25 protein-coding genes are annotated in these 24188 nt (G+C 60.0%); 10 read left to right on the top strand and 15 right to left on the bottom strand.

The features are described from left to right. The first annotated feature begins 8 nt into the window (after positions 1-8). Positions 9-878, top strand: coding sequence for a TauD/TfdA dioxygenase family protein (locus I5961_RS11665; RefSeq protein ID WP_227235300.1), 870 nt, complete (start codon positions 9-11; stop codon positions 876-878). Between the two features lie 45 nt (positions 879-923). Here I5961_RS11665 and I5961_RS11670 read toward each other — a convergent pair whose 3' ends face one another. The 7 genes from I5961_RS11670 to I5961_RS11700 all read right to left on the bottom strand — a co-directional run bounded on the left by I5961_RS11670 (position 924) and on the right by I5961_RS11700 (position 7149). Further along, positions 924-1613 carry a hypothetical protein gene (locus I5961_RS11670; RefSeq protein ID WP_227235301.1) on the bottom strand — a complete coding sequence of 230 codons (690 nt, stop codon included), beginning with the start codon at positions 1611-1613 and terminating at the stop codon, positions 924-926. After that, entirely contained in the window at positions 1582-2622 is a 1041-nt protein-coding gene (locus tag I5961_RS11675; RefSeq protein WP_227235302.1) for a GSCFA domain-containing protein, read from the bottom strand. Before I5961_RS11675 ends, I5961_RS11670 begins: the two co-directional genes overlap by 32 nt. Before the next feature lie 37 nt (positions 2623-2659). Beyond that, on the bottom strand, positions 2660-3175 hold the full coding sequence (locus I5961_RS11680) for a GNAT family N-acetyltransferase (RefSeq protein WP_085700382.1): 516 nt from the start codon (positions 3173-3175) through the stop codon (positions 2660-2662). A 61-nt stretch (positions 3176-3236) separates the two neighbouring features. Further along, positions 3237-4790 carry an MFS transporter gene (locus I5961_RS11685; protein ID WP_227235303.1) on the bottom strand — a complete coding sequence of 518 codons (1554 nt, stop codon included), beginning with the start codon at positions 4788-4790 and terminating at the stop codon, positions 3237-3239. Further along, positions 4787-5878, bottom strand: a complete 1092-nt coding sequence (locus tag I5961_RS11690; RefSeq protein WP_227235304.1) for an HlyD family secretion protein — start codon at positions 5876-5878, stop codon at positions 4787-4789. The genes I5961_RS11685 and I5961_RS11690 overlap by 4 nt, the downstream gene beginning before the upstream one ends. 71 nt (positions 5879-5949) lie before the next feature. Next, entirely contained in the window at positions 5950-6363 is a 414-nt protein-coding gene (locus I5961_RS11695; protein WP_227235305.1) for a cupin domain-containing protein, read from the bottom strand. A gap of 30 nt (positions 6364-6393) precedes the next feature. Further along, entirely contained in the window at positions 6394-7149 is a 756-nt protein-coding gene (locus I5961_RS11700; protein WP_085700378.1) for an SDR family oxidoreductase, read from the bottom strand. Between the two features lie 250 nt (positions 7150-7399). Here I5961_RS11700 and I5961_RS11705 point away from each other — a divergent pair, with 250 nt between their 5' ends. After that, complete coding sequence (locus I5961_RS11705; RefSeq protein WP_227235306.1) at positions 7400-8968, top strand: winged helix-turn-helix domain-containing tetratricopeptide repeat protein; 1569 nt, start codon at positions 7400-7402, stop codon at positions 8966-8968. 16 nt (positions 8969-8984) lie between these two features. On the opposite strand, the gene I5961_RS11710 is transcribed toward I5961_RS11705, so the two are convergent. The 4 genes from I5961_RS11710 to I5961_RS11725 form a co-directional block, all read right to left on the bottom strand. Then, a complete protein-coding gene (locus tag I5961_RS11710) occupies positions 8985-9500 on the bottom strand; it encodes a phage infection protein (protein WP_256574764.1) in 516 nt (171 codons plus the stop codon). 83 nt (positions 9501-9583) lie between these two features. Beyond that, the gene (locus I5961_RS11715; RefSeq protein ID WP_227235308.1) at positions 9584-9838 is read right to left on the bottom strand and encodes a transmembrane sensor/regulator PpyR; all 255 of its coding nucleotides are present in this window, start codon (positions 9836-9838) and stop codon (positions 9584-9586) included. Between the two features lie 227 nt (positions 9839-10065). Further along, entirely contained in the window at positions 10066-10704 is a 639-nt protein-coding gene (locus I5961_RS11720) for a response regulator transcription factor (RefSeq protein WP_085700374.1), read from the bottom strand. A 153-nt stretch (positions 10705-10857) separates the two neighbouring features. After that, a complete protein-coding gene (locus I5961_RS11725) occupies positions 10858-12825 on the bottom strand; it encodes an alkyl/aryl-sulfatase (protein ID WP_227235309.1) in 1968 nt (655 codons plus the stop codon). Between the two features lie 105 nt (positions 12826-12930). Here I5961_RS11725 and I5961_RS11730 point away from each other — a divergent pair, with 105 nt between their 5' ends. The 3 genes from I5961_RS11730 (at position 12931) to I5961_RS11740 (ending at position 15428) form a co-directional block, all read left to right on the top strand. After that, positions 12931-13854, top strand: a complete 924-nt coding sequence (locus I5961_RS11730) for a LysR family transcriptional regulator (protein ID WP_227235310.1) — start codon at positions 12931-12933, stop codon at positions 13852-13854. A gap of 91 nt (positions 13855-13945) precedes the next feature. Then, positions 13946-15166: a colicin E3/pyocin S6 family cytotoxin gene (locus tag I5961_RS11735; RefSeq protein ID WP_227235311.1), complete on the top strand. Its 1221-nt coding sequence runs from the start codon at positions 13946-13948 to the stop codon at positions 15164-15166. Between the two features lie 7 nt (positions 15167-15173). Next, positions 15174-15428 carry a colicin E3-like toxin immunity protein gene (locus I5961_RS11740; RefSeq protein WP_227235312.1) on the top strand — a complete coding sequence of 85 codons (255 nt, stop codon included), beginning with the start codon at positions 15174-15176 and terminating at the stop codon, positions 15426-15428. Positions 15429-15482: 54 nt separating this feature from the next. Here I5961_RS11740 and I5961_RS11745 read toward each other — a convergent pair whose 3' ends face one another. Then, positions 15483-16826 (bottom strand): amidohydrolase, encoded by a 1344-nt coding sequence (locus tag I5961_RS11745; RefSeq protein WP_227235313.1) that lies wholly within the window; start codon positions 16824-16826, stop codon positions 15483-15485. 193 nt (positions 16827-17019) lie between these two features. Here I5961_RS11745 and solA point away from each other — a divergent pair, with 193 nt between their 5' ends. From solA to I5961_RS11760, 3 genes are all read left to right on the top strand, one after another. Next, positions 17020-18183: an N-methyl-L-tryptophan oxidase gene (gene solA, locus I5961_RS11750; protein ID WP_227235314.1), complete on the top strand. Its 1164-nt coding sequence runs from the start codon at positions 17020-17022 to the stop codon at positions 18181-18183. 93 nt (positions 18184-18276) lie between these two features. Continuing rightward, positions 18277-18744 (top strand): hypothetical protein, encoded by a 468-nt coding sequence (locus tag I5961_RS11755; RefSeq protein WP_227235315.1) that lies wholly within the window; start codon positions 18277-18279, stop codon positions 18742-18744. 555 nt (positions 18745-19299) lie between these two features. Then, positions 19300-20271, top strand: a complete 972-nt coding sequence (locus tag I5961_RS11760; RefSeq protein ID WP_227235581.1) for a LysR family transcriptional regulator — start codon at positions 19300-19302, stop codon at positions 20269-20271. Here the strand turns inward: I5961_RS11760 and I5961_RS11765 are convergent. After that, positions 20268-20729 (bottom strand): Rid family hydrolase, encoded by a 462-nt coding sequence (locus I5961_RS11765; RefSeq protein WP_074690968.1) that lies wholly within the window; start codon positions 20727-20729, stop codon positions 20268-20270. The two genes, I5961_RS11760 and I5961_RS11765, sit on opposite strands and share 4 nt — an antisense overlap. An 85-nt stretch (positions 20730-20814) precedes the next feature. Here I5961_RS11765 and I5961_RS11770 point away from each other — a divergent pair, with 85 nt between their 5' ends. Beyond that, positions 20815-21336: an AraC family transcriptional regulator gene (locus I5961_RS11770; RefSeq protein WP_319633934.1), complete on the top strand. Its 522-nt coding sequence runs from the start codon at positions 20815-20817 to the stop codon at positions 21334-21336. A gap of 237 nt (positions 21337-21573) precedes the next feature. On the opposite strand, the gene I5961_RS11775 is transcribed toward I5961_RS11770, so the two are convergent. Further along, positions 21574-21936, bottom strand: a complete 363-nt coding sequence (locus I5961_RS11775) for a DUF6124 family protein (RefSeq protein ID WP_085700369.1) — start codon at positions 21934-21936, stop codon at positions 21574-21576. Between the two features lie 547 nt (positions 21937-22483). On the opposite strand from I5961_RS11775, the gene I5961_RS11780 reads away from it, so the two are divergent. After that, positions 22484-23698, top strand: coding sequence for an aldose 1-epimerase family protein (locus I5961_RS11780; RefSeq protein ID WP_227235316.1), 1215 nt, complete (start codon positions 22484-22486; stop codon positions 23696-23698). 13 nt (positions 23699-23711) lie between these two features. On the opposite strand, the gene alaE is transcribed toward I5961_RS11780, so the two are convergent. Then, positions 23712-24173: an L-alanine exporter AlaE gene (alaE, locus tag I5961_RS11785; RefSeq protein ID WP_085700367.1), complete on the bottom strand. Its 462-nt coding sequence runs from the start codon at positions 24171-24173 to the stop codon at positions 23712-23714. Positions 24174-24188 lie beyond the last annotated feature (15 nt).

Here is a 24188-nt window from a genome sequence, read left to right on the forward strand (position 1 = left end):
GAGGGAACATGGATCAGTTGGCACTCAAGGCAATCGAGCGCATCGCCGCAGAACAGCGTGCGCCTTATCGGCACATCACGGTCGAGCGGATCACGCCGATCATCGGCGCCGAGATTGGCGGCGTCGATCTTTCGCAACCGCTGAGCAACGAGCAACTCGCGGAAATCCGCCGGGCCTTTCTGGAGAACCACGTGGTGGTGTTTCGCGACCAGCACCTGACGGTGGACGAGCACAAGGCGTTTGGTCGGCTGTTCGGTGAGCTGCGGGCGCTGCCGGTGGAAGACATCGACGGCGATGACCCGGAGCTGGTGGTGATCCGCGCCAATGCTCAATCGCGCTACGTGGCCGGTGAAACCTGGCACACCGACGGCACCGCCGACCTGGCGCCGTCCATGGGCTCGATGCTGTACGTCAAGGAAACCCCGGCCATCGGCACGGGCGGCGATACGCTGTTCGCCAACATGCACCTGGCGCTGGAAATGCTGTCGCCGACGATGCAGCAGTTTCTCGGCGAATTGACCGCGATCCACGACGGCGCAATTCCTTGGAAGGGTTATGAAGCGCCGGCCAACCTGCCGAAAAACGAACACCCGGTGGTGGTTCGCCACCCGGAAACCGGGCGCAAAACGCTGTTCGTCAATTCCGGGTTCACGTCGCACATCGTCCAGTTATCCGGCGGCGAAAGTCAGATGCTGTTGAACATGCTTTTCGATCTGGTGGCCCGAGAGCCGGTTTTGAGTTGTCGTGTGCGTTGGACGCCGAACAGCTTGGTGTTCTGGGATAACCGCTGCACCCAGCACCATGCGGTCTGGGATTATTTCCCGCATTCGCGGTATGGCGAGCGGGTGACGATTCTGGGGACGCAGCCCAAGGCGTGATGACCCCCTGTGGGAGCGAGCAAGCTCGCTCCCACAGGTCCGGGCCTAAATTCCTCGATTGAGCAGTTGCTCGACGATCAGCTCGCCAAACGCCAGATTCCCGTGCAGCGGGTCATCCACTTCGCAGTACGCCGGAAGCTGAAAACCCTGTTCATCATTCGCTGCGGCGCGCACGTCGATCAGCTCGATGCCGAGCCCTTGCAGACGCTCGATCAGTAGCGCCTGCGCGGCCATGAACACCCGCGAGTCGGACAACTCCGGCACCCGCTGCGGTGGCAGCACGGCGAACACTTTGAGGTTCATCGCCCGGGCCTGCTCATAGAACGCCAGCGCAGGCCGGGACAGGGTATCGACGATGGATTCGAACAACGGCCCGGCGAGAAAACCTTCATCGAATTCGCAGTCCGGCGTCTGGTAGCACGTCCAGTTCGGCGCGGTGGCGAGGTAGTGCAGGCTCAGGCCGATGGTGCTGACCAGCGGCACCCCGACCTTCGCCAGTTGCGGCACTTCGAACGGTTCAAGGGCCTGGCGATACAGGCGCTCCATCTCGGCCTCGCGAAACACCACGTCATGGCGGGTCAAGCTGAAAAAGTCCACCGCGAAATCCCGGCCGGTGCCCAGCGGGCCGCCGCTGAAAGGCAACTCACGGGCCTGTGCCGCCTTGCCGATGACCCCAGCATGGGAATCGCCCAGCAGCAGAAACCTAGGCGTAGTAATCGAGCACGGCGTCTTCACAGACAAGCTCCTCGCTGGGCATGCAGGTGGAGGGCACGATGACCGGCGTCGGCACCGGTTGAACGGCATCGAGTCCGGCGAAAAACTGCTGCATGACGAATGCCACGCCTTCGGGTGTGACCTCACGCTGGTTGGGCTGGTAGAACGCGCCCTTGAACGGTGTGCCGGTGATGATTTCGTAGGAGGGGAAATAGTCGACGTCGCACAGGTCTTCACATAGCTGCCCGGCGACGGCGCGCAGGACCGATTTGGAATAGGTGGTGGCGCTCAGCACATGCTCACCCGTGGCGGTCGCTGTCAGGGGCACCGGTGACACGGTGAGCAGCACGCGCAGTTGCGGGTTGATCGAACGCATCAACTCCAGTGCCCTGACCATCTCGCCGTAGGTGTCCATGAAGCCGAAGTTGCAGAAGCGATGCAGCTGCGGATCGAAGGTCCCCCGCACGGTGCCGGGGCACACGGGGTACACCAGACCGGTCTGACGGTTTTGCCAGGCTTCGGTCAGGCCGAGGGTAAACACGAACACTTTGGCCCGGCGCAGGGCTGTGCGGATCGCGTCGAGGGTGGCTTGGCGCGATGCGAACAGCGCGTCCTCGCTGGCAAAACCGTCGGGCTCCACGGCGGGGCGGAACGGGTCGAAGAAACGCCCGTCATGGGCCCAGGTTTCGTCGGGCGGCAGGCTCACGCCCAGCGCCCATTCGAGCCATTGGCAGAGCATCGCCGGGGTGTACAGATTGCCGGTGCGAAACGAGAAAACCCCGTAGTTGTGGGCCTTCCAGTCGGTTTCGGCCAGTCCGGCCGGGGCCGGCTCTGCATCCAGCCAGTTCATGCCGCGTTCCACCAGCGCCCGGCCGATGTGCTGAGCGAAACACGAGCCGGCGGTGACGATGGCGTCCTTGTTGCCAATCTCGAATTGCGGCGTCCACAGTTGATCGATGTTCAGCGCGGGCTTGTCCGCCACGGCGGTGCGCCAGAACGCGCGGGGTGGCAGGCATTGATAAGGATTCACGACGAGGGCCTCCTTGGCGGTCGCTGATAAAACGGGGTCAGCTGATTTGATAGCGGTAGATCAGGTCGTCAAACCAGCGATCCCCAATCTGATAGGCCTGCGGCACGCGGCGCTCGAATACAAAACCGCATTTCTCCAGAACCTTGCAGGACGCGATATTACCGTCGGTCACGGTCGACTCCAGCGAGTCCAGGCCGATGGCGGCGGCGTAGTCGATGATCGCCTTCCGCGACTCGGTGCCGAAGCCTTTGCCCTGATGTTCGGGCAACAGCAGACAACCCACCTCGGCATGCCCCGGCGACAGGATGCGAAACCCGGTCACGCCCAGTTCCTGCCCGCTGGCCCTCTCGGTCACCACCAGACACAACCAGTGATCCGACTGCGGCCCCCAGGCCGGAAGCCGATGCTCGAAGCCTTTGCGAACCTGGTCCTCGGCGATTTCACCGAACACGTACTGCATGGTTTGCGGCTCGGAATGCAGCCTGAGGAACAGCGGCCAGTCGGCTTCGACCATCGTGCGCAGGTCCAGGCGTTGCGTGGTGAGCTCAAGCATCCGCTGCTCCTTGCAAGTGCGAAAAGGGAAGACGGTTTTTTACTGGGTGTGGGGGGAAAGATCAATGTTTTGATCCGGCGTGTTTCGCAAAGCCTATTTTTATTGCCACCAATAGCGGTGCCGCCACCGCAAACAGCAACGTCACCGCCATGAACGCACTGTCAAAGGCAATCACCAGCGACTGCTCCGACACTGTCCGTCCCAGCAGATTCGTCGCCGCACGGGCCGCCGCAGCAGGCTCCATGCCTTTCCCGGCCAGCCAGGCGCCAGTGCTTGTCAGCCGTTCGATGAGTGCCGGGCTGCCCGGCGTGACGCCGCTGCCCAATATCACGGCGTTGGCCGCATGCCCGTGCTCGATCAACGTTTGCAGCCCGGCCACGCCAATCAGGCCGCCCAACTGCCGGCCGGTATTGAACAGACCGATGCCGGCCGCCAGGTTGCGGCTGTTGAGGTGAGTAAACGCGATCAGGGTGATCGACAGAAACAGAAAGCCCAGCCCGAGCCCTCGCAACAGGATGGCGCCCATCATGTCGGCGCTGCCGCTGTCGCGGGCCGAGCCTGAAAGCAGCCACATCGCAATCATGATCATCAGAATGCCGAATGGCACCGTGGCAAACGGCGCCACCCCGCGCGCCTGCATCAGCCACGCCGCGATCAGCAGCGCACCGACAAACAATGCGCCGCTGGGCAACAGCAGCAGGCCGGCCTCGGTCAGGGTGAAACCGAGCACCGACACGGCGAATGCCGGAATCAGGTAGGCACTGCCGAACAGTGCTGCACCTGCGACGAAGCTGACGATGAACGCGAACGAGAAATCGCTCGACCTGAACACGCTGAAGTCGAGTACGCCTTTGCCGTTCATTAACAGTTGCTGGCCCAGAAACCCCAGCAGGGACGCGCTGCCGACCAGCGTCAGCCAGACGATGCGCGGCGCCTCGAACCAGTCCCAGCGCTCGCCCTGGCTGAGCACGTAGGTAAAGCAGAGCAGGGCGGTGGTGCTCAGCAATACCCCCAGGCCATCGAAGACACGCGGGCTGACTCGCGCGGGTGTCGGGGTGACCGTGATAAGTAACAGTCCGCTGGACACCAAGGCCAGCGGCACGACGCTGAAAAAAATCCAGGTCCAGGATTGACTGTCGACCAGCCAACCTTGCAGGGCGGGCGTCAACGTGGCGGAAGCGACGACCGCGCCGATGGCGAACAGCGCTTGCAGTGCCGGTTGCAGATGGCGCCGGTAGCTGCGAAAGATCAGCACCTGACCCGCCACCAGCAACGTGCCGCCGGCAAAACCCTGAAGGATGCGCAGTGCTGTCAACAGGTCGAGCCGCGTGCTGCAGGCAGCGATGGCGCAGGCCAGCCCCATGACAACGGTTGCAGCGACGATCACGTTGCGCGGGGCGAAGCGTGCCAGCAGCCACGACGCCGTAATGAAACCGATCAATTTGAACCCGGTGTAGCCGATGTCCAGCCAGGCAAACTCATCGGGGGTGGCAGCGGTGTCACCGATGATGTCGTTGCGGCCCAGCACCAGTGCGGTGCCCGCAATCGCTTCGGTGAGGCTGGCGAGCAAAATGCCGATCATCAGCAACACGCCGGGCCGGGCAGGCCGGTTCATGATCCGTCTCCACGCTCCACATCGACCCGCGCCGACAGCCCCGGCACGATGCGCCCCGGCATGGGGTTGCTGGCCAGACGGATTTTCACTGGCACCCGCTGCACCACACGGACGAAATTGCCTGTGGCGTTGTCGGTCGGCAACAGGCTGAAGGCCGAGCCACTGCCGGGGGCAAAGCTGTCGACCACGCCCTCCAGTGCATCGTCGGGGTAGCCGTCGACGGTGATCCGCACCGGCTGACCTGGCTGGATATGCTCCAGCTGAGTTTCCTTGAAGTTGGCCACGACCCACACGTCCTGCACCGGAACGATGTCGAGCAACGCAACCCCCGGCGTGACGTAACGGCCGACCCGCACTTGGCGGTTGCCAATTACCCCGGTCACGGGTGCACGCACCACGGTGCTGTCCAGGTCGATCCGGGCCAGATCGCGTGATGCGTCGGCTTGAGCCATCGCCGCGAGGGCGGCGCTACGCTGGGCCAGGAGCACGGCGAGGCGTTGGCGCTGTGCCTCGACCGACGCCGAAGCAGCGTCCACTGCCGCAGAGGCGCGCGTCTGGGCCGCCGCCGTCTCATCGACCAGCGCCATGCTTACGGCGTTGCTGGCGATGAGTTTGCGGTTGCGTTCGTGAGTCTTGCCGGCGAGGTTCATCTGCGCGGCAGCGGAGCGGCGCTCGGCCTCTGCCTGGCGAATCTGCGCATGTTGCAGTTGCGTCTGGGCATCGACATCGCGGAGGCGTGCCTGTGCCGATTTGAGGTTGGCTTCGGCCTGGGCGAGGCGGGCGCGATAGTCCTGATCGTCGATGCGAAACAGCACGTCGCCGCTCTGCACCGACTGGTTGTCCCGCACCTCGATGCTGGTGACGTAACCGGCAACCTTGGCCGCCAAAGATGTGACATCGCCACGCACATAGGCGTTGTCGGTCGAGATGCTTTTTCCGCCGTACAGCACGACATAACCGCCCGCCACAATCGTCAGGGCGGCGGCGCACATGAGCAGTCCTGCGGCCTTGCGCTTGCCTTGGCGCGGCGGCGCGGGCGTCGATTCGGATTGCGCCATGCTGGCGGTGGTGGGCTGGGGCGCGTTCATGATCGGGGTCCTGCGCAAGGCCGACACCTCCGGCGGCCGGACTGCCGGAGGTGCATCGGCAAATGGATCGGCTACGGCTTGACCGGTTTGACCAGGTCGGTCTCGCTGCTGTCGAGCACGAACACCGCCAGCAGACGGGACGGTTCGGTGGTGCTGGCATTGGCACTCACCGCGTGGAAATCACCCGGTTGTTCGACGAAGTTTTCCCCGGCCTTGTAGACCTTCTCCGGCCCGTCGCCGACCTTGCTGCGCACCGCACCCTCAAGCACCGTGGCGTAAATGAACGCGGACTTCGGATGAAAGTGTGCCGGCGAAGAACCACCGGGTGCGTATTCCACCAGCACGCCCTTCATGGATTTACCCGGAACGTTCGGCAGGGCGCGGTCGAACACCACGGTGACCTTGCCTGCCTGCGGCTCGGCGGCCGAGGCGGAGGAAATCGAAACGGCCGCAAACGTGGCGGCCAGCAGGATTCGGCTGAACATGGCGATACTCCTTCAAATGGGTGGGGTGTTTCAGCGCTGGATCGATTTCGCCAGCCAGTCTTCGAAGCGCGTCGGGCCCAGTCGCGGGTTGCTGCTGCCGGGGGTGAGCGACTGGTCGTCGAGCACATCGCCGAAGTAGCGGGCGTGAACGTCCGGGATCACTTTGCGGGTGTCGTGGGTGGCGCGGAAAAAGCGCCGGACCAACTCGTCGAGCGGCATGGCTTCGGGGCCGGCAATCTCCTGCGTGCCGTTGATCGGCGCGGCCAGTGCCACGTCGGTGAGCGCTGCCGCGACATCGTCAGAAGCCATGGGCTGGATCAACGCCGGCGACAGGCGCACTTCCTCGCCGACGGTGGCGGCCTGAGCGATGCCGCCGACAAATTCGAAGAACTGCGTGGCCCGTAACAGGCTGTACGGAATGCCGGACGCCTTGATCAGATTCTCCTGCGCGACCTTGGCGCGGAAGTAACCGTTGGCGGGCAGGCGCTCACTGCCGACGATCGACAGCGCCACGTGATGGCGAACCCCGGCGGCGTCTTCGGCAGCGAGCAGATTACGGGTGGAGGTTTCGAAGAAATCGAGCACGGCCTGGTCTTCCCACGACGGCGCGTTGGACACATCGACCACAACCTGGGCACCGTCCATCGCTTCGGCCAGGCCTTCGCGGGTGATGCTGTTGATGCCGGTGTTGGGGGAGGCGGCGAGGGCATCGTGGCCGCGTTCGCGCAGATTGTTCACAAGTTTCGATCCGATGAGGCCGGTGCCTCCGATAACGACGATCTTCATGGCAACTCTCCACTTGACGACGGCAACCATTGCTGTCGATGTGCGTTGAGCATGCTTGTGGCGCCCGGGCAAATCCTTGTGGTGACCTTGGATTTGCCTTGGTTTTTTGTCCAGACAGGCCAATCCGTCGGCAGATGCGTAGACCAATGTGCACACCGGTGCGGCGGTTCAAGGTCTGCCGTATCATTGAGCGCACGACAATCGCCCGCTCGGATACGGAGTCGGGGGCCCAGACCAGAGAACAGCCACCGTGCAATTCGTGTTTGAAGACTACGTGCTCGACCAGCAGCGCCGGGAACTGACCTTGCGCGGGGAGGTAGTGACTGTCGGGCCGCAGGTCTTCGACTTGTTGCTGGTACTGGTTGGCAACCGCGAGCGGGTGGTGAGCAAGGACGAACTGTTGAGTGCCGTGTGGAGTGGCCGGATCGTTTCCGAATCGACCATCACCAGCCACATCAACGCCGTGCGCAAGGCTATCGGCGACAGTGGTGAACAGCAGCGCCTGGTGCGCACGGTGCCGCGCAAGGGCTATCGCTTTGTCGGTGAAATCATCCCGTGCGACAGTCCTGTCGACGCACCAGAAGCACCTGCGAAACCCGAGGTGGCCGCGACACTTGTCCTGCCGGAAAAACCTTCGATCACCGTCCTTCCATTCCAGAACCTCAGCGGCGATCCCGAACAGGACTACTTCGCCGACGGCATCGTCGAAGACATCATCACCGCGTTGTCACGCCTGCGCTGGTTGTTCGTCATCGCTCGCAACTCCAGCTTCACCTATAAGGGCAGGGCGGTGGATGCACGAGGCGTCGGTCAGGAACTGGGTGTGCGTTATGTGCTGGAAGGCAGCGTGCGCAAGTGCGGCAACAAGATCCGCATCACCGGCCAGCTGATTGACACCTGCAGCGGAACGCACCTGTGGGCCGAACGCTTCGAAGGTCTGCTCGACGATATTTTCGAGCTCCAGGATCAAGTGGCCGAAAGCGTTGTGGGCGCCATTGCGCCACAGCTCGAACGCGCGGAAATCGAGCGGGCCAAGCGCAAGCCCACCGACAGCCTCGATGCCTACGATTACTACCTGCGAGGGACTGCCAAGCTGCACATCGGCACCCGAGCGGCGATCGAGCAGTCATTGGCGCTGTTCTACCGGGCGATTGAGCTGGATCCGGAATTTGCCTCGGCCTACGGCATGGCCGCGTGGTGCCACTTTTGGCGCAAGCTCAACGGCTGGATGACCGATCGGTCTCGGGAAATCGCCGAAGGTGCGCGGCTGGCGCGAATGGGTGTGGAGCTGGGGCGCGATGACGCCGTGGCGCTGACCCGTTGCGGTCATGCTCTCGCCCATCTGACCGGGGATGTCGATTGTGGCATCGCCTTGCTCGATCGGGCTCGACTGCTCAACCCCAACCTGGCGCCGGCCTGGTATCTGGGTGGCATCCTGCGTGCCTTGCGGGGCGAAACCGAGGCCGCCATTGCCAACCTCGAGCACGCCGTGCGCCTGAGCCCGCTGGATCCGGAGATGTTCCGCATGCAGGTCGGGATGGCACTGGCGCACTTCTTCGCCGGTCGCTTCGAGCTCTCGGCTTCCTGGGCCGAGAAAGCGCAGGGAAACCTGCCCAGTCTGCTGGCAGCGGCGGCCTTGATCGCCGCAAGCCACGCGCTCAGTGGGCGAACCGACAAAGCCGGGCAAACCATGGAACGTGTGCGCCAGCTGGACCCGACCTTGCGGGTGTCCAGCCTGAGTGCGTGGCTGCCCATTCAACGGCCTGAAGACGTGGCCCGGTTCGCCGAAGGTTTGCGGTTGGCGGGGTTGCCGGAGTGACGACGCAGTCGGCCAATCAATCCATCGAAAAATGCATTCGCATGTCCATCGCGGCATCGTACTGATTGCTGGCTACCCGGCGTTCGATCAGGCGGTCGGAGCCGCCCTCGGCGACGCGGCGTTCGATCAGGCGGTCGGAGCCGCCCTCGGCAACACGGCGTTCGATCAGGCGATCGGAGCCGCCTTCGGCAACACGGCGTTCGATCAGCCGGTCGGAGCCGCCTTCGGCGACGCGGCGTTCGATCAGGCGGTCGGAGCCGCCCTCGGCGACGCGGCGTTCGATCAGGCGGTCGGAGCCGCCTTCGGCAACTCGACGTTCCATCAGCCGATCCGAACCCCCTTCGGCAATCTGGGTCGGCGCCTTTCTGGCCCGGTACTGTTGCACCGATGAAGGCTCTGAATCCGGAGTGCTGGTTTCCTGTCTGTTGGCCACCGGCATGTCGGGCAGGCAACTTGCGCCGAATGCATGAGTGGCAACTATCCAGGTGGCTGAAACAATGGCAACGGGCAATACCAATCCAATAGTTTTCATCGTGATCATCCTGAGTCGTAGTGGGATTTCGTTATTGAACTTCCGGGTTGCAACCAGACAGGTTCTAAATCAATCGAATACTTTTAATGAGGAACTCCATGTTCCTGCGCGGACAGGCGAATTCGGTTATGCGCAATCAGGCGCATGACGTAGCCCAACTTGATCGCGGTCGGCCCGAGGATCGTCATCCCGTGGGCACCGACCAGCGTGGGCAAGGCCAGGTGAGCGTCAAACACATACGCCAGGAAGACTCCCGCCATCAACATGCCCAGACCCCCGATCAGCAATACGTGGGACAACTTCAGCACGCGGTACGAGTCTTCAAAAAAGTCATACATGTTGATCAGCCATCCCTGGGTTCGTGAATGAGTGGGTAAATGTCGACGCGCACGGAAACCGCGAAGTCAATGACTTTGCCGGCCGTTGCATCTGATGGAGGGATTTTACTGTTGGGCGTAGGGATCAACCATGTTGCATAAGTTTGGTTTTATCCTGCCCGTGTATGGAGAAGTCATACCAACGTATATAAACAACTATCAATGTGCGCTGAATAAGGGCGCTGCATCTAATGGTTGATACCCAGGCTTTCGGCCATTCGAACCAGATCGGCGAACGATTGCGCGCGCATCTTGCGCATGGCCTGGCTCCGGTGAATTTTCACGGTGATCTCGCTCAAGCCGATGGCACTGGCGATCTGTTTGTTCATCAAGCCCGAAACGGCCAATCCCATTACCGACTGCTCTCTGACCGTTAGTGCCCCATAGCGGGTGCGCAATTCATGATGGCGGCGTTCGCACTCGCGGTGTGACCTGTCCCGCGTATGCGCGGCGACCACGGCATCGATCATTGCCTGCTCGCGAAACGGTTTTTCCAGGAAGTCGACGGCACCGGCTTTCATGGCGCGCACCGTCATGGCGATGTCGCCGTACCCGGTCATGAATATGATCGGCAGGTGGATTTTGGCGTCGGCGAGCGCCTGCTGAAAGACCAGCCCGCTGGTGCCTTGCAATCGAACATCGAGCACCAGGCAACTGGGCAGGTCAGGTCGCTCGTATTTCATGAAGTCGGCGACCGATCCGAACAGCTCGACCTGCAGGCCGATGGAGCGAAGCAGGCTGCCAAGGGCCTCGCGCAGGGGGGCGTCATCATCAATGATGAAAACGATGGATTCAGGGTTTCGCTCGGGTGAAAGTTCTACGTCCATACGCGGGATGGCTTCGCGGCGATCGGGCTGCGCAGGATGCTGAACAACTCAATGGAAAGCTTTGCCCGAGCCTCCGGTTTTCATTGGATTTTGCTTGGCTAACCGTCCAGAGGCCATCGACCTGGTACTTCTTCTATCGATGGCCTTGATGGGTCAGTTTCCTGTCCGGGCGACAATCGCAAAATTCCCCGGTGCCTTTTCCAGCAACCCCAGAAATCTCACGAGATCGACCTTGCTGCCATCCACCTTCAGATCATCGGAGGTGAGCGTTTCTTTCAGCCCGGCGGTGCCGCCCAGCAACTGGACGAACAGGTCCTTGGTGACGGTCAGGGTTGCGTTGGCGTTCGCCGCGGTCGGGCCTTTTCGATAGTGCAGCACGGCGTTCTCGATCCACAGCACGAACGATTCATTCGTATCGGTCAGCACCAGATTGAACGTCCAGTGCTTGCCATCTGCCGCCGGGCCGTCGAGGCTTGCGGCCATGGCTTCGAGGAAGCGTTCGGTGGGCGTCTGCTTCATCAGTTCGATCAGGTCGGAGCGTTTGACGCCCTTGGTCGGCGGGCCGTTGCGCAGTTCCATGGCAGCGGTCAGGTAGCTGTTGCGCCAGGTCGCCGATTCCGCCTGATAGCCCATCTGTTCATACGCGCGGGCCATCAGTTCCTTGGCGGCGGTGTCGTCCGGTTTGGCGAGCACAGCCTGGTCCAGCAGTTCGGCGACCCAGCGATATTCGCCCTTGTCATAGGCCACGCGCGCGGCTTCGACCACTTTGGCGTTGCCTCCCATCAATTCGACGTAGCGCTTTGCCGACTCCTTGGGCACCAGCGGATTCAAGTGCGCGGGGTTGCCATCGTAGGCGCCCAGGTACAGCTGGTAGATCGCCTTGACGTTGTGGCGCAGGTCGCCGTAATAGCCACGGGTGCCGAAGTACGACGCCAGCGAATCCGGCAGCTGGATCTTGTCGGCGATCTCGTTGGGGGTGTAGCCGGCGTTCATCAGGCGCACGGTCTGGTCGTGCAGGTACTTGTAGACATCGCGGTGCTTGGTGATGAATTCGCGGATCCGTTCGTTGCCCCAGATCGGCCAGTTGTGCTGACCGAAATAGACCTCGGTGTCGCCCAGTTCGTCGAGGGCGATTTGCGTGTATTCGGACCAGCGCAGCGCATCGCGCACCTTGGCGCCACGGATCGGCAAGAGGTTGTGCATGGTCTGCGCCAGCAGCTCCGCACCGCCATACGCCTTGAGCGCGGGGATCGAAAAAGTCAGCTCGGCCGGGGCTTCCGCGCCGGGCATGTTGTGGAACACGAAGCTGACGCCGTCGAGCACCAGCGGCTGGATCGGCTGGTCGATGATCTGCGTCGGCGGCAGGATGCCCATGCTGCCGTAGGCGACGTTCTTGCCCAGCCCCGTGTCGACGATGCCGGTCACGCCCGGGGTCAGGTTCTTGCCGAACTGATACATCGAACGCCGCGCCATCGCCGGGCCCGCCAGGATGTTTTCGCTGGTGGCTTCCTCCATGAACCCGGCGGGCGCGACGATGGGAATGTTGCGCTGGGCCACTTCACTGCTTGAGGTGATGCCCAGCACACCGCCGAAATGGTCGGCATGGTCGTGGGTGAAAATGATCGCGCTGACGGGCTTGTTGCCCAGATGCTCGCGGGCGAAGGCCAGCGCTGCGGCGGCGGATTCCCGGGAGGTCAGCGGGTCGACCACGATCCAGCCGGTTTGCCCGTCGATCAGCGTCATGTTGGCGATGTCGAAGCCGCGCAACTGGTAAATCCCATCGCGGACCTTGAACAGACCTATCTGCGCATTGAGCATCGCGTGCCGCCACAGGCTCGGATTGACGGTAGCTGGTGCCGGGCCTTCGACGAAACGGTACGCATCGAAATCGATCAGGGCATTGCCGTCAGCGCCGAGGATCTTGCCGGTCGGGCGGGCGATAAAGCCGCGCTGGGCATCTTCCATGTCCCGGTTGTCGCTGAGGTCCAGGCCCTTGATCGACGCCTGGATCACCGCTGCCGTGGCGGGCGTGGCGTCGCCGGCTGCGACGCCGGGTTTGTTATCGCAGCCGGCGAGGGACAGCAGCGCCAAGGCGATGATCGTGTAGAAGGTCGGTTTCATTCTTGTTGTTCTCCGAGGGTCGAATGCGCTCCAGCCTAGGGGCAGGGCGGCGATGTATCCAATGCATTGTTTACATCCGGATAATGCGTCGCTAGCATCGCGCGAATGGACCTCAAACGACTCTCACACCTTCTCGCACTGGCCGATGAACGCCATTTCGGCCGCGCGGCCGAACGCGTTCATCTCAGCCAGCCAGCCCTGAGCCGCAGCATTCAGGCGCTTGAGAGCGAAACCGGGCAACGGCTGTTCGATCGCGATAGCGGCGACGTTCGCCCGACACCGGCGGGAGAGTTTCTGATCGAGCGGGCGCGGCGGCTGCTGTTCGATGCCCGCTCGCTGGAGCGGGACATGGCGCTCTACAGCGATCGCCAACTGGGCAGCCTCGCCTTTGGCGTCGGGCCTTTCCCGGCTGCGATGTTGATGCATCAAGTGGTGCCGCGACTGCGTCAGGATCACCCGGCGGTTACGCTGCGGGTGGAAGTGAACAACTGGCAGATTCTCGAAGCGCGGTTGCGTGCTGAAGCGATCGAATTCTTCGTTGCCGACATTCGCAACTTCACGGCGGACTCCGACCTGCTGATCCGTTCGCTGGGCCAGGTCTCGGCAGGTTTCTTCGTACGACCGGAGCACCCACTGGCCGGGCGTAAAGTGGCGATGGGAGACCTGGAAGGCTATGGCATCGCCACGACGCGCCTGCCGGAAGTGGTGAAACTCGAGACCGCCCGAACCCTCGGCATCCCCACCCGCCAGGCGCTGCCCATTGTGCTGGAGTGTGATGAAGTGGCGTTGCTCAAGACCGTCGCTGGCTCAACCGACACCATCCTCGGCGTCATTCATGGTGCTGTGGCTGAAGATATTCGGGCGGGGCGTTTGATCGAGCTTCATGTTGTCGACAGGCCGGGGTTTCACTCCGAAATCGGCGTGGTGAGTTTGCAGGGCAGAAGCTTGTCGCCAACCGCGCTGTGTGTGATTGAGGCGGTCGTTGCCGAGATGCAATCCGTTCACGTCGAACAATCCCCACGTCTTTAAAGACGCGTCCTACAGCCACGATTTTCCTGGTTCGTTAACGTCATGCGGCCCCTTGCGAGGGGCTGCCGATGCATGAACGAAAGGACAATCAGTGGCTGGTCAAAAGGACATTCCCCGGGTTCCCAACCCACCGGCGGGCGACGGGCATCACGTCACTTACCGCTACATGACGGCCACCAAACTGGCTGATCAGAACGACCGACAAAACAAGTACGACGCCATGCTGGCGCGGCAAGACGCCTTCGAACGTAGCCGTGAGATGGCGGCGAACAAGCCAGAGCCAGCGCGCGCCGGCTGCGTGTTTGCCAAGTCGTGCAAGCTGCCGGACGCGATTATCGATTACTCGAATCCTTCGGGAATGGTGCCGACTGACAGCCTGAAGGATTACGGCGAGCTGGTTTTGCTCGGTGGGCGTGAGGCCGATGACAGCGGTGGAGTTGAACTCAAGAAAATCAGCGGCACGGCAATTTCAGCGGGGCTGGGCGCTTTTGCCCTTACCGGTGAGGCGTTCAAGGCATTGCCCGCGATGGCCTCTGCTGCCATCAGCCCGTTGCTCGGTCTGGTGGCGATGTTCATGCCGTCAAACCTGGGCGACAGCGCGCTCTATACCGAAGATCAGTTGCTCGCCCTCAAACAGGCCCGAATCCGCGTGCGCCTGCGCGTTGAACAGCAGGCCGATGGCAGTCTAAAGGGTTACGGCTTCTATACCGGCAAGAATCGCGACTGGGAGATGGTTGATGTCGTGCGGTTCGCTGCACGCGGTAACCGGTTTATTGCAGACCTTGGTGAAGGTGTTGAGCTGATCTGGACGCCGGCTGTGGACGGTTCCGACATCCTCGGTATTCCGGCACTGGAGGCTGCTCCGCAAGCGCCGCATATCTGGGTGTATCCGCCGACGAAAGCGGCGGAGGGGATTCTGGTTAATCCGGTTTATCCGCCGGAGTATTGGGATTTCATATTGGTGTTTCCGGCGAGTTCCGGGGTTCGGCCGCTGTACATTGTCTTGAATGTTTCCAGCAGGAAGCTTCCCAGCCCCGACCACGATTACCATTCGGCACCTGAAACGGAAGAAATTGTCGGATTCCCGGGTTTGAAGGAAGCGAAGAAGAAAACACCAAAGCAGGGCGGTGGCGGTCTTCGAGAACGCTGGACGGATGCTAAAGGCAGAAACATCTATGAATGGGACTCACAGCACGGAGAACTCGAAGCCTATCGTGCAAGTGATGGCAGCCATCTAGGGGCTTTTGATCATTTAACAGGTGAGCAGATTGCCCCTCCCAAGAAAAACCGCAGCATTAAAAAGTATTTATGAGGCTGGAATGGGACTGAAAGTCAGATTGAATTGGTATGACAAAAAAACAGAGCTCGCTGAGGGAAAGGAGTACTCGGTCGATCTCGGTGATGACGGTTCAATCATCGAGTCGTTGGGTCTGCTGGAGGAAAATGATATTTATGACGGCGGGTTTGATGTACGGAATGACTGGATAGCAAAATTACAGCCATTGTTTACCCACAAAATCGAACCAGCGGTATTCGACTACCAAGTGTCCTTTCGATACAGAACAACGTGGTGAGCAACCACTAGCAAAGGGGGCGGATGTATTTACGAAAATACATCCGCCCCCTTTTCACATAAGCCAATCAGCCCCGCTGACCCCGCCCGGATAATTCAGCACAAACTGCACATGCGCCTTCACCCCGGTGGCCAGTGTTGCGTCATCGGCGGTGAAGTAGGGGCTGTGGTTGTTCGGCGCCTTGCTCATGTCCTGGCCTTCCGGCGTGGCGCCGAGGAACACGAACAACCCCGGCACCCTGCGCGCGTAGTAGGAGAAGTCCTCGCTCGGTGACAGGGAGGCGGGCAGGCGCTCGACCTTGCCCGGTGCTGCCAGTTCGAGGGCCGGGATCATGGCTTCGGTCAGGGCCGGATCGTTGGTGGTCACGGGCGCATTGTTCACCAGCAGCAGATTGGCCTGGGTTTCGTAGGCGCTTGCGATGCTGTTCACCAGCGGCGGCATCTTTTTCAGGATCGTGTCGCGGATGTCGGCGTTGTTGGTGCGAATGGTCCCGGTCATTTCCACGGTCTCGGGAATGATGTTGGCCGCCGAACCGCCGTTGATCGTGCCGACACTGATCACGCCCATGCCCTGCGTGAGATCGACACGCCGACTGACCAGCGTCTGCAATCCACTGATGATGCCTTGACTGGCGACAATCGGATCGACACCGCTCCAGGGCGCCGAGCCGTGAGTCTGCTGGCCCTTGACCGTGATGCGGAACGAGTCACTGCTGTTGAGCACGGTCCCGGATTTGTAGAACAGATGCCCGGTCGGATAACCCGCCATCACATGCACCCCGAACACCGCTTCGACCTTGGGCGAATCGAGCGCGCCATCGCGGATCATCGCCTGTGCGCCGATCAGGGTGTCGGTCTGGAATTCATCGACATCGGCCGCACCTTCCTCGGCCGGCTGAAACAGAAACACCACCGTCCCGCGCACCTGATCGCGATGCTCGGCCAGCACTTTCGCGGCGCCCAGCAACATGGCGGTGTGGGTGTCGTGCCCGCAGGCGTGCATCACCGGCACACTCTTGCCCAGCCGCGTGCTGGTGGCCTGGCTGGCGAACGGCAGGTTCGTCATCTCCTTGACCGGCAAGGCGTCCATGTCGGCGCGCAACGCCACGACCGGCCCCGGCAATCCACCTTTCAGCACACCCACAACACCCGTCTTGCCGACCCCGGTGCGTACTTCAATGTTCGACGCCTTCAACCGCTCGGCCACCAGCGCGGCGGTCTTGAACTCAAGATTGCCCAACTCTGGATGCTGATGAATCGTGTGGCGCAGACCGACAACTTCCTGATTGACCGCGCTCACGGCGCTATCGACCCAGGGCGCCTCGGCGGCATGGCTGGCAGTGGCAACAAACGAAGACAGAACGGCGAGGCACAGCGAGGTTTTGCAGAAACGGATCAAGGCGGGACTCTCTCTTATGGTTTTTATTGGCGTCAGAGGGTATGCCGCGATGCAAGGCGGGACAAACGAGTCTGGCCGGTGATCGCACGGCTTTTGGTTTTTCGCGTTTTTGCCAGAGCGCGGCTTTCTGCGGATTGTTTTCCATCGTCTGATCCGCTTCACTGTGGCTCTTTTGCCTGAGCGGAAATCAATCATGGAACGATGCGAAGCACTGGTCATCGGCCTCGGCGCCATGGGCACGGCCACGGTGTATCAACTGGCGAAAGCCAGGGTCAACGTGGTCGGCATCGACCGCCACCATCCGCCGCACACATTCGGCTCCAGCCATGGCGACACCCGCATCACCCGACTGTCCGTGGGCGAGGGCGCGCAATACGTGCCCATCGTGCGCAACTCCCACCGCATCTGGCGCGAACTGGAAGCGCTGTCGGGCGAGGCCCTGTTCGAACAGACCGGCCTGCTGGTGCTGACCTCAAGCCCCGACTTCGATCCCGCGGACGAAACCGACTTCACCCTGCGCACCATCGCCCTGGCACAGACCTACGGCATCGAACACGAAGTCCTCGACGCCGGCCAGATACGCCAGCGCTTCCCGCAGTTTGCCCAGGTGCGAGACGACGCCATTGGCTACTTCGAGCCCGAGGGTGGTTTTGTACGGCCCGAACGCTGCATCGACGTACAACTGAGATTGGCCGAACAACACGGCGCCACGCTGTACAAGGGCGAGACCGTGACCCACATCAGCTCGGACGAACAAGGCGTCACCGTCACCACCGACCAGCGCACCGTGCGGGCGAACAAACTGGTGGTCACCGCCGGCAACTGGGCGGGCGGCTTGCTCGGCGCGCCGTTCGACAGACTGCTCAGCGTCTATCGGCAAAAACTGTTCTGGTTCGAAACCGAGCCCGACGCAGGACTGGTCGGCAACTCACCCACGTTCATCTTCACTCACGGCCCGGACGACGATTTCTATGGCTTTCCCGCATTGCCGGGGGAGGGCAGTTTGAAAGTGGCTACCGCGCAGTATCACAGCACATCCACGCCCGAGACTCTGGACCGCACAGTCTCGGCCGAGGAAGAACGCGAGATGTACGAGCAACAGGTGCAGGGGCGGATTGCCGGGCTGACGGATCGCGTGGTGAAGTCAGCGGTTTGCGCCTACACCGTCACGCCGGATCGGCATTTCATCATTGATGAGCATCCACGGTTGCAGCATACGTTGGTGGTATCGGCGTGCTCCGGGCATGGGTTCAAACACTCGGCGGCGCTGGGGGAGGCATTTGCGCAGTGGTGTTTACGGGGGGAGAGTGAGCTGGATCTTTCGTTGTTTTCGGTGGGGCGGTTTGAGTGGGAGTGATGGTACTTGCGAGTGACAGCTTTCGGCTAGAAGCAGACATCTACATTTGGAAAAATGTAGGCTCTACGAATTTCCAGAGAATCAAGGAATGGAATGAGCAACCTACTATCAATTGCAAGCCATAAATCGAAGTACAGCATCGGCTTCTATCCAAGCTTTGCCGTTGACGGAGTACCTTTGGAGATTTGGCTGCCTAGGCAAAATCCAGATGCTGAGCTTCACCTTGTAGCGGCCCATTCAGGTTTATACAGCGATGAAGATACCTGGTTGATATGGGATCGGATTTATTCCACTGCGCCGGGATGGAAGACCTTGGTTCCATTGCTTGTCTGCTCTGATGACTTGGACCTGACCTGTACCGTTATCGTCGCTGAGCAGTCCGCTGATGAGCATCAAGTCCAGTGGTGCCGATTTGGCTTGTTAAGGGATTTGATCACGCTGAAATCCCCTAGTGTTGACTGGTACGACGCGATACCGAGCTTGATTTTTGAAAGGCTCCATTATCAGAGCGTACTGGATGAGTTCCGCAAACAAGAAAACATCAAAATGGACTGGGATTAGCTCCATCAGCTGTCTACCTGCGATTAAACCGTTCGTTACGACAGCCTCAGGATAAAAGAAGAGACGTGCGAGCGACTGCTATCGACTTATTCTGTTGAAAAGGTCGGCCATGGTTTCCTCGGCAGAAAAGTAAGCGCATGAGATTGAAATCTTTGCTTTGGGCAGAGGCGTCCGGATTACGATTTCACGTAAGAGCGTGCAAAAAAGGCGTTTTCACCGATCAAGGATGAGACCGTTTCGGCAAAGCGACTTTTTCAACAGAATCGGCTAAGAGCTAGCCCTCGCAAAAGGCAGCAACCGGCCAAAAGCGGACATTCGACTGATTAGAATGAAGTGCTTAAAGCTGCACGACGAAGTTGGTCAGGGGAAGATGGTAAAGGCCTAATACTCGCCCGAACGACTGACGCCACCCGATCTAACCGGAACATCCGGGCCGGTTGCTCGAGCCGAGTCCGCTTGTGCACTTGACTCCTTGGTTCGCCTCCAGCCATTTCGTATGATGAGCAACCTTAGTTTGGGGTGCTTGGCGTGAAACCAACATCAAAAAAAGCTTCAATCCATCCGCCCTTACCAACCGGCGTCACCCAGAGTTTAAGCGAGGCTGTAAGTCGGCTTTCTTGGGACGATTTGCGAATCATCAAAACGCTAAGCGAATGCGGCAACAGAGCCACGACTGCAAAAAGCTTGGGAATCAATGTATCCACCGTATCGCGTCGTGTGGCTCAAGTGGAAAAGACACTTGGGGTCGTTTTATTTGACCACCGCCGTTCTGGGTACATGCTGACGCCCGAGGGCATTGAGTTAAGGGCGCTCGCCGAACGCGTCGAGCTTGATATCGTCAGCGTTACACGTCGGATTTCTCGCGCAGGTCAAGGGCCACAGGGAAAGCTTCGGATCACTACCAGCGACTCCCTGCTTCTGTATTTCCTCACGCCGATCATCGCCGACTTCAAAGCGCTTAATGAAGGCATTGCCATCGAGGTTCTGGTTGGCAACGAGACGTTAAGTCTCGCTCGCGATGAATCTGACGTGGCGGTGAGAGCGACGAAAAAACCTGCCGAAAGTCTCGTCGGGCGCAAGCTCGCTTCGATCGCATGGGCGCCTTATGGCAGCATAAAACAAGCGGCTGCTATCCCGTTCGCAGAAGGCCAACCGTGGGTGTCCTATTCCGCAGGATTATGTGGACTGAAGGCTAAGAGCTACGTCGAGAACAGAGTCAGCGCCGACTGTATTTCTTATCGTACCGACTCAGTCGCGGCGGCGAGCGTCGCCATTGCGGCAGGCCTTGGTTATGGGTTTCTTCCGTGCATGCTGGGAGACATTACGCCTGGGTTAAGACGCGTCGGGCCTGTTGTGCGCGAACTACAGGATGAGCTCTGGCTGCTTACGCATCAGGACATTCGAAAGTCATGGAGAGTAAAAGCATTCATGACTTTTTGTGCAGCAGCCGTAGCGCATCAAAAGCCTTTGATCGAAGGGCAGCTGGATCTCCCGGTTGCGCAGGGCGAAACCGGGAGCGTCTCTTAGTCGGCGCTAGATCCGATGACAGCCTTGCAGACAATTTCAATCAGCTGTGAACGTTGAGCCAACCTGGATACACCGATTATATTGCTCGCGCACTGGGGCCGCTCAGTGCGATATGCGGCTTTGCGCACATCACCTACCACGGCGAAGGCCGCGTCCATATCCAATACGTAGAGCGTTTCTTCGACGACATCATTAAGGGTCGCTCCATAGAGCGCGAGCAACTTGGCGATGTTGTCGTAAGAGGCGCGCATCTGCTCTCCTATCGACGAGAAATCGCTGGGCTTCCCCTCGCTATTCAAAGGCGCGGGAGCAACCAGGTTACCCTCCTCATCGTGGTTGAACTGACCCGAGATATAGATCTCGTTTCCAACTTTTCTGGCCTGGGGATAGCCGTAGCCCTCCTCCCATGAGACTCCCCAGTAAGCGGTGTTTTTGCCGTGCGGTTGTGAAGCAGCCATTGCTTTCTCCTTGAAGATGACGAGTCGAATGATGTCGATTCGAGTTGTCGGGAGGCAAAGGCTAGCACCGGAAACACTATTGAAAATGCGCATTTTTGCGCCTCCAGCAGCGCAAAAATGCGCCCCTATTACGACACGCATTCCGTTAAATTTTTTCCATCGACTGACCGCTGGATTGAGCTTATCAACCGGCTACTGGGAAAAAGGAATCAGGATGAAAAACGAAACATGCGCGTCCTCACTTAATGATTTGACTAAACAGACTGGGCAATTGAAACCTTGGCAGATTCAACGCGCGGAGCAGTTAATGCTCGATAACCTGGACTCAGATATTTCAGTAGCAGCTATCGCACAGGCCTGTGCGCTATCGCGCAGCCATTTCACCCGTCAGTTTAAAAGAAGCACTCTCGTCTCACCCAAAGAATGGATGCGAGAGCAGCGGATTCTGAGGGGCAAGCAGTTACTTCAGACGTCGAGATTGCTAATTGCGGACATTGCACTGGAGTGTGGCTTCTCTGACCAGTCTCACTTCTGTCGCACATTCGTGCGAACCGAAGGTGTAACTCCGCGGGCTTGGAAACAGAACAATCAATCGCCTGCGCTGTGATTTGATGAGCTGGATAGCGGAGTTAAGACTTACCTGGAGGTTTAACCCTAGGATGCGACGCATGTGAATTGCGCCTCGGCCGCATTACGGTAAACAACACGATCATCGCGCGCTAATGGCCGTTAACGGTCGAGTGCGAACGTCTGCTTGGCCGATAGCTGCCATTTATTGCGGCAGCTTCGGCTGACATCGTTTTCTCAAGCCCTCTGCTACTCAGTCATGACAGAGGGTTGGCTTTCAGGTCTTCACCTCAACATGATCCAACGCCTGATTCACCGCCAACTCACTCAACATCACCAACTGCGCAATCCCGATCGCAGTCTTGCGATGGGCTGGCTCCAGTGTGGCAGCGAAGTTGTTGAGCATTTCGCTGGCCGAGCCCAGTGATTCACTGGCGTTGGCTAAGAGAGATTCAGTGTTGTAGGCCGGGTTGGCCAGGTACATCGGGTCATGCCTGGTGTGGCTACCCATGATCCGTTGCTGCGGGGTGAGGTAGTGATCGAGCGCGCGTTCTGCCGCTTCGTTGAGAGTTCGAGAATCGGGAAATTTATAGGGCGATACCGGATCGGTTTCCGGTGGGTTCGGTGTGGGTTTGAACATAGATGTAACTCCAGGGTGAGAAAGTGGAGCCATCAGCCTCGCTACCAAACGAGGGTGGTGGCCATACGGAGGTTGGTAGACCGGTCACCTGGATACCCGGCGCGTCCGAAGACGCCCTACGCATGGCCACCATAAAACAGAGGACGAAAGAGTCCCTGCAATCTGGTGTTGCGATGCGACAGGTAATCCGGGCTACCAAACCCGATCACTGTTTTTCAGTGACCCGGAAACGATAAAACCCGCACCCCAGACGCACAAGCCGGCGGATTCTGGCGTAGTCGTAGGCAATGACGCAAGACGCTGTAGCCGTGGGGAAGTAATGCCGGGCGTTTCTAAACACCCTTCGGAAAACGCTTAAACACGCCGCCCTCGCCATGTCGAAATCAGACGCTCCATGCAGGTCCTGAATAATCCGATCACATCGATTTCAATTTTCCTGTCCGCACCATTCGTTCTTGGCACCTACCGACGCGCGTCACTTTTTAAGCTTGATGAAACGTTTCAGCAGGTTTATAAAAACGGCACAACTCCAAGAAAGGCTGCTCCCATGACCCCGCTCAAACTCGTTGTTGCCCTCAGCGCACTGTCCGCTGCTTCCCACGCCATGGCCTGGGATTACGTTCTGCTCGACACCGACAAAGCCGCTCAGAACTGGCAGATCACCAGCCAGCAACTCGGCGTGAAAACCGGCAAACCTTTCAGCGTCAGCCTGCGCACCTTGCATGGTGGTCGGCAGGAGGGCGTCAGCATTGTCGACATTGATAACGGCACGATGAAGCTCTCGGTGGTGCCGACGCGGGGCATGAACGTCTTGCAGGCTTCGGTCGGCAATGTACGCATGGGCTGGGATTCGCCGGTCAAGGAAGTGGTCAATCCGTCCTTCATCGAACTCAATGGCCGCGGCGGTCTGGGCTGGCTGGAGGGTTTCAATGAGTTGGTGACCCGCTGCGGGTACGAATGGGTCGGTCACCCCGGCGTCGACAACGGCGAACTGCTGACCCTGCACGGCCGGGCCGCCAACATTCCTGCGAACAAAGTCACTCTGCACATCGATGAAACGCCACCGTACGCCATCACCCTGCGCGGTGAACTGAAAGAGCAGGCGTTCAAGAAAGTCGACTTCTCCGTCGCTACCGAACTGGTCACCGAACCCGGCAGCGTCGTGTTCGCCCTCAACGACACGCTGACCAACAACGGCGACTATCCGAAGGAGTACCAGGCGCTGTACCACAGCAACTTCAGCACCCCGTTCCTGGAGCAGGGCGCTCGTTTCGCCGCGCCGGTGAAACAGGTGTCGCCGTTCAACGACAAAGCCAAGGGCGATTTGGCTGAATGGCAAACCTACCGCGCACCGACCAAGGACTACGACGAAACGGTTTACAACGTGGTGCCGTATGCCGATGCCAAGGGCGATACGTTGACCGTGTTGCATAACAAGGCTGGCAGTCTGGGCGTTTCGGTTGGCTTCAATACGCAGACATTGCCGGTGTTTTCCCTGTGGAAGAACACCGATACCCAAGGTCAGGGTTATGTCACCGGTCTGGAGCCGGGGACGAGTTTTTCCTACAACCGTCGTTATCAGCGGCCACTGAACCTGGTGCCCACAATCGGGCCGAAGGAACACAAAGAGTTCCGCATCAGCTACAGCTTGTTGGCGGATAAGGCAGCGGTGGATAAGGCCTTGAAGCAGGTGAGCGAGATTCAGGGCGGGCGGGAGACTGAGGTGCGGCAGGCACCGTTGGTGGATCTGAGCAAGGGGTGAAGCCGGCGGTCGTTCAACTGTTCAGCGACATCGGCTTGTCGCCACCCGGAGGCAAGCCGAACACCTTGCGTATCCTGTTGAGAAATGCCCCGTAGGGTCGCCCCAGCGCCAGCATCATCAAGGCCGCACCGAGCGTGCCGCGCACCAGCTCACCCCCCGATGCACCACTGGAGGCAATGATCGCTGCATAGAGGGGGACCTGGAAACTGACGAGGGCGAAGCTGTCCCACAGCAGTCTGGAAACTCGACGCGGGCTGGCTCGCTTCATCACCCAGTCCCGCCACAGACCGTAAGGTCTTGCGACGGGCACCATCAATACGGCGCCTACAAGGCGCGCATGAAGAACCTGATCCCACGTCATGCCGGCAATGAATCGTTCATTGATGATGCCGGTGGTTGTGAAAAACAGGATCAGCGCCGTTGTGTCTGCGATGAATGCAGTACGGCGCATTGACTGTTGCGGGCGTTGAAGCAAATCACATCTCCTGTC

The sequence above is a fragment of the Pseudomonas sp. IAC-BECa141 genome (assembly GCF_020544405.1).
Lineage (GTDB): Bacteria > Pseudomonadota > Gammaproteobacteria > Pseudomonadales > Pseudomonadaceae > Aquipseudomonas.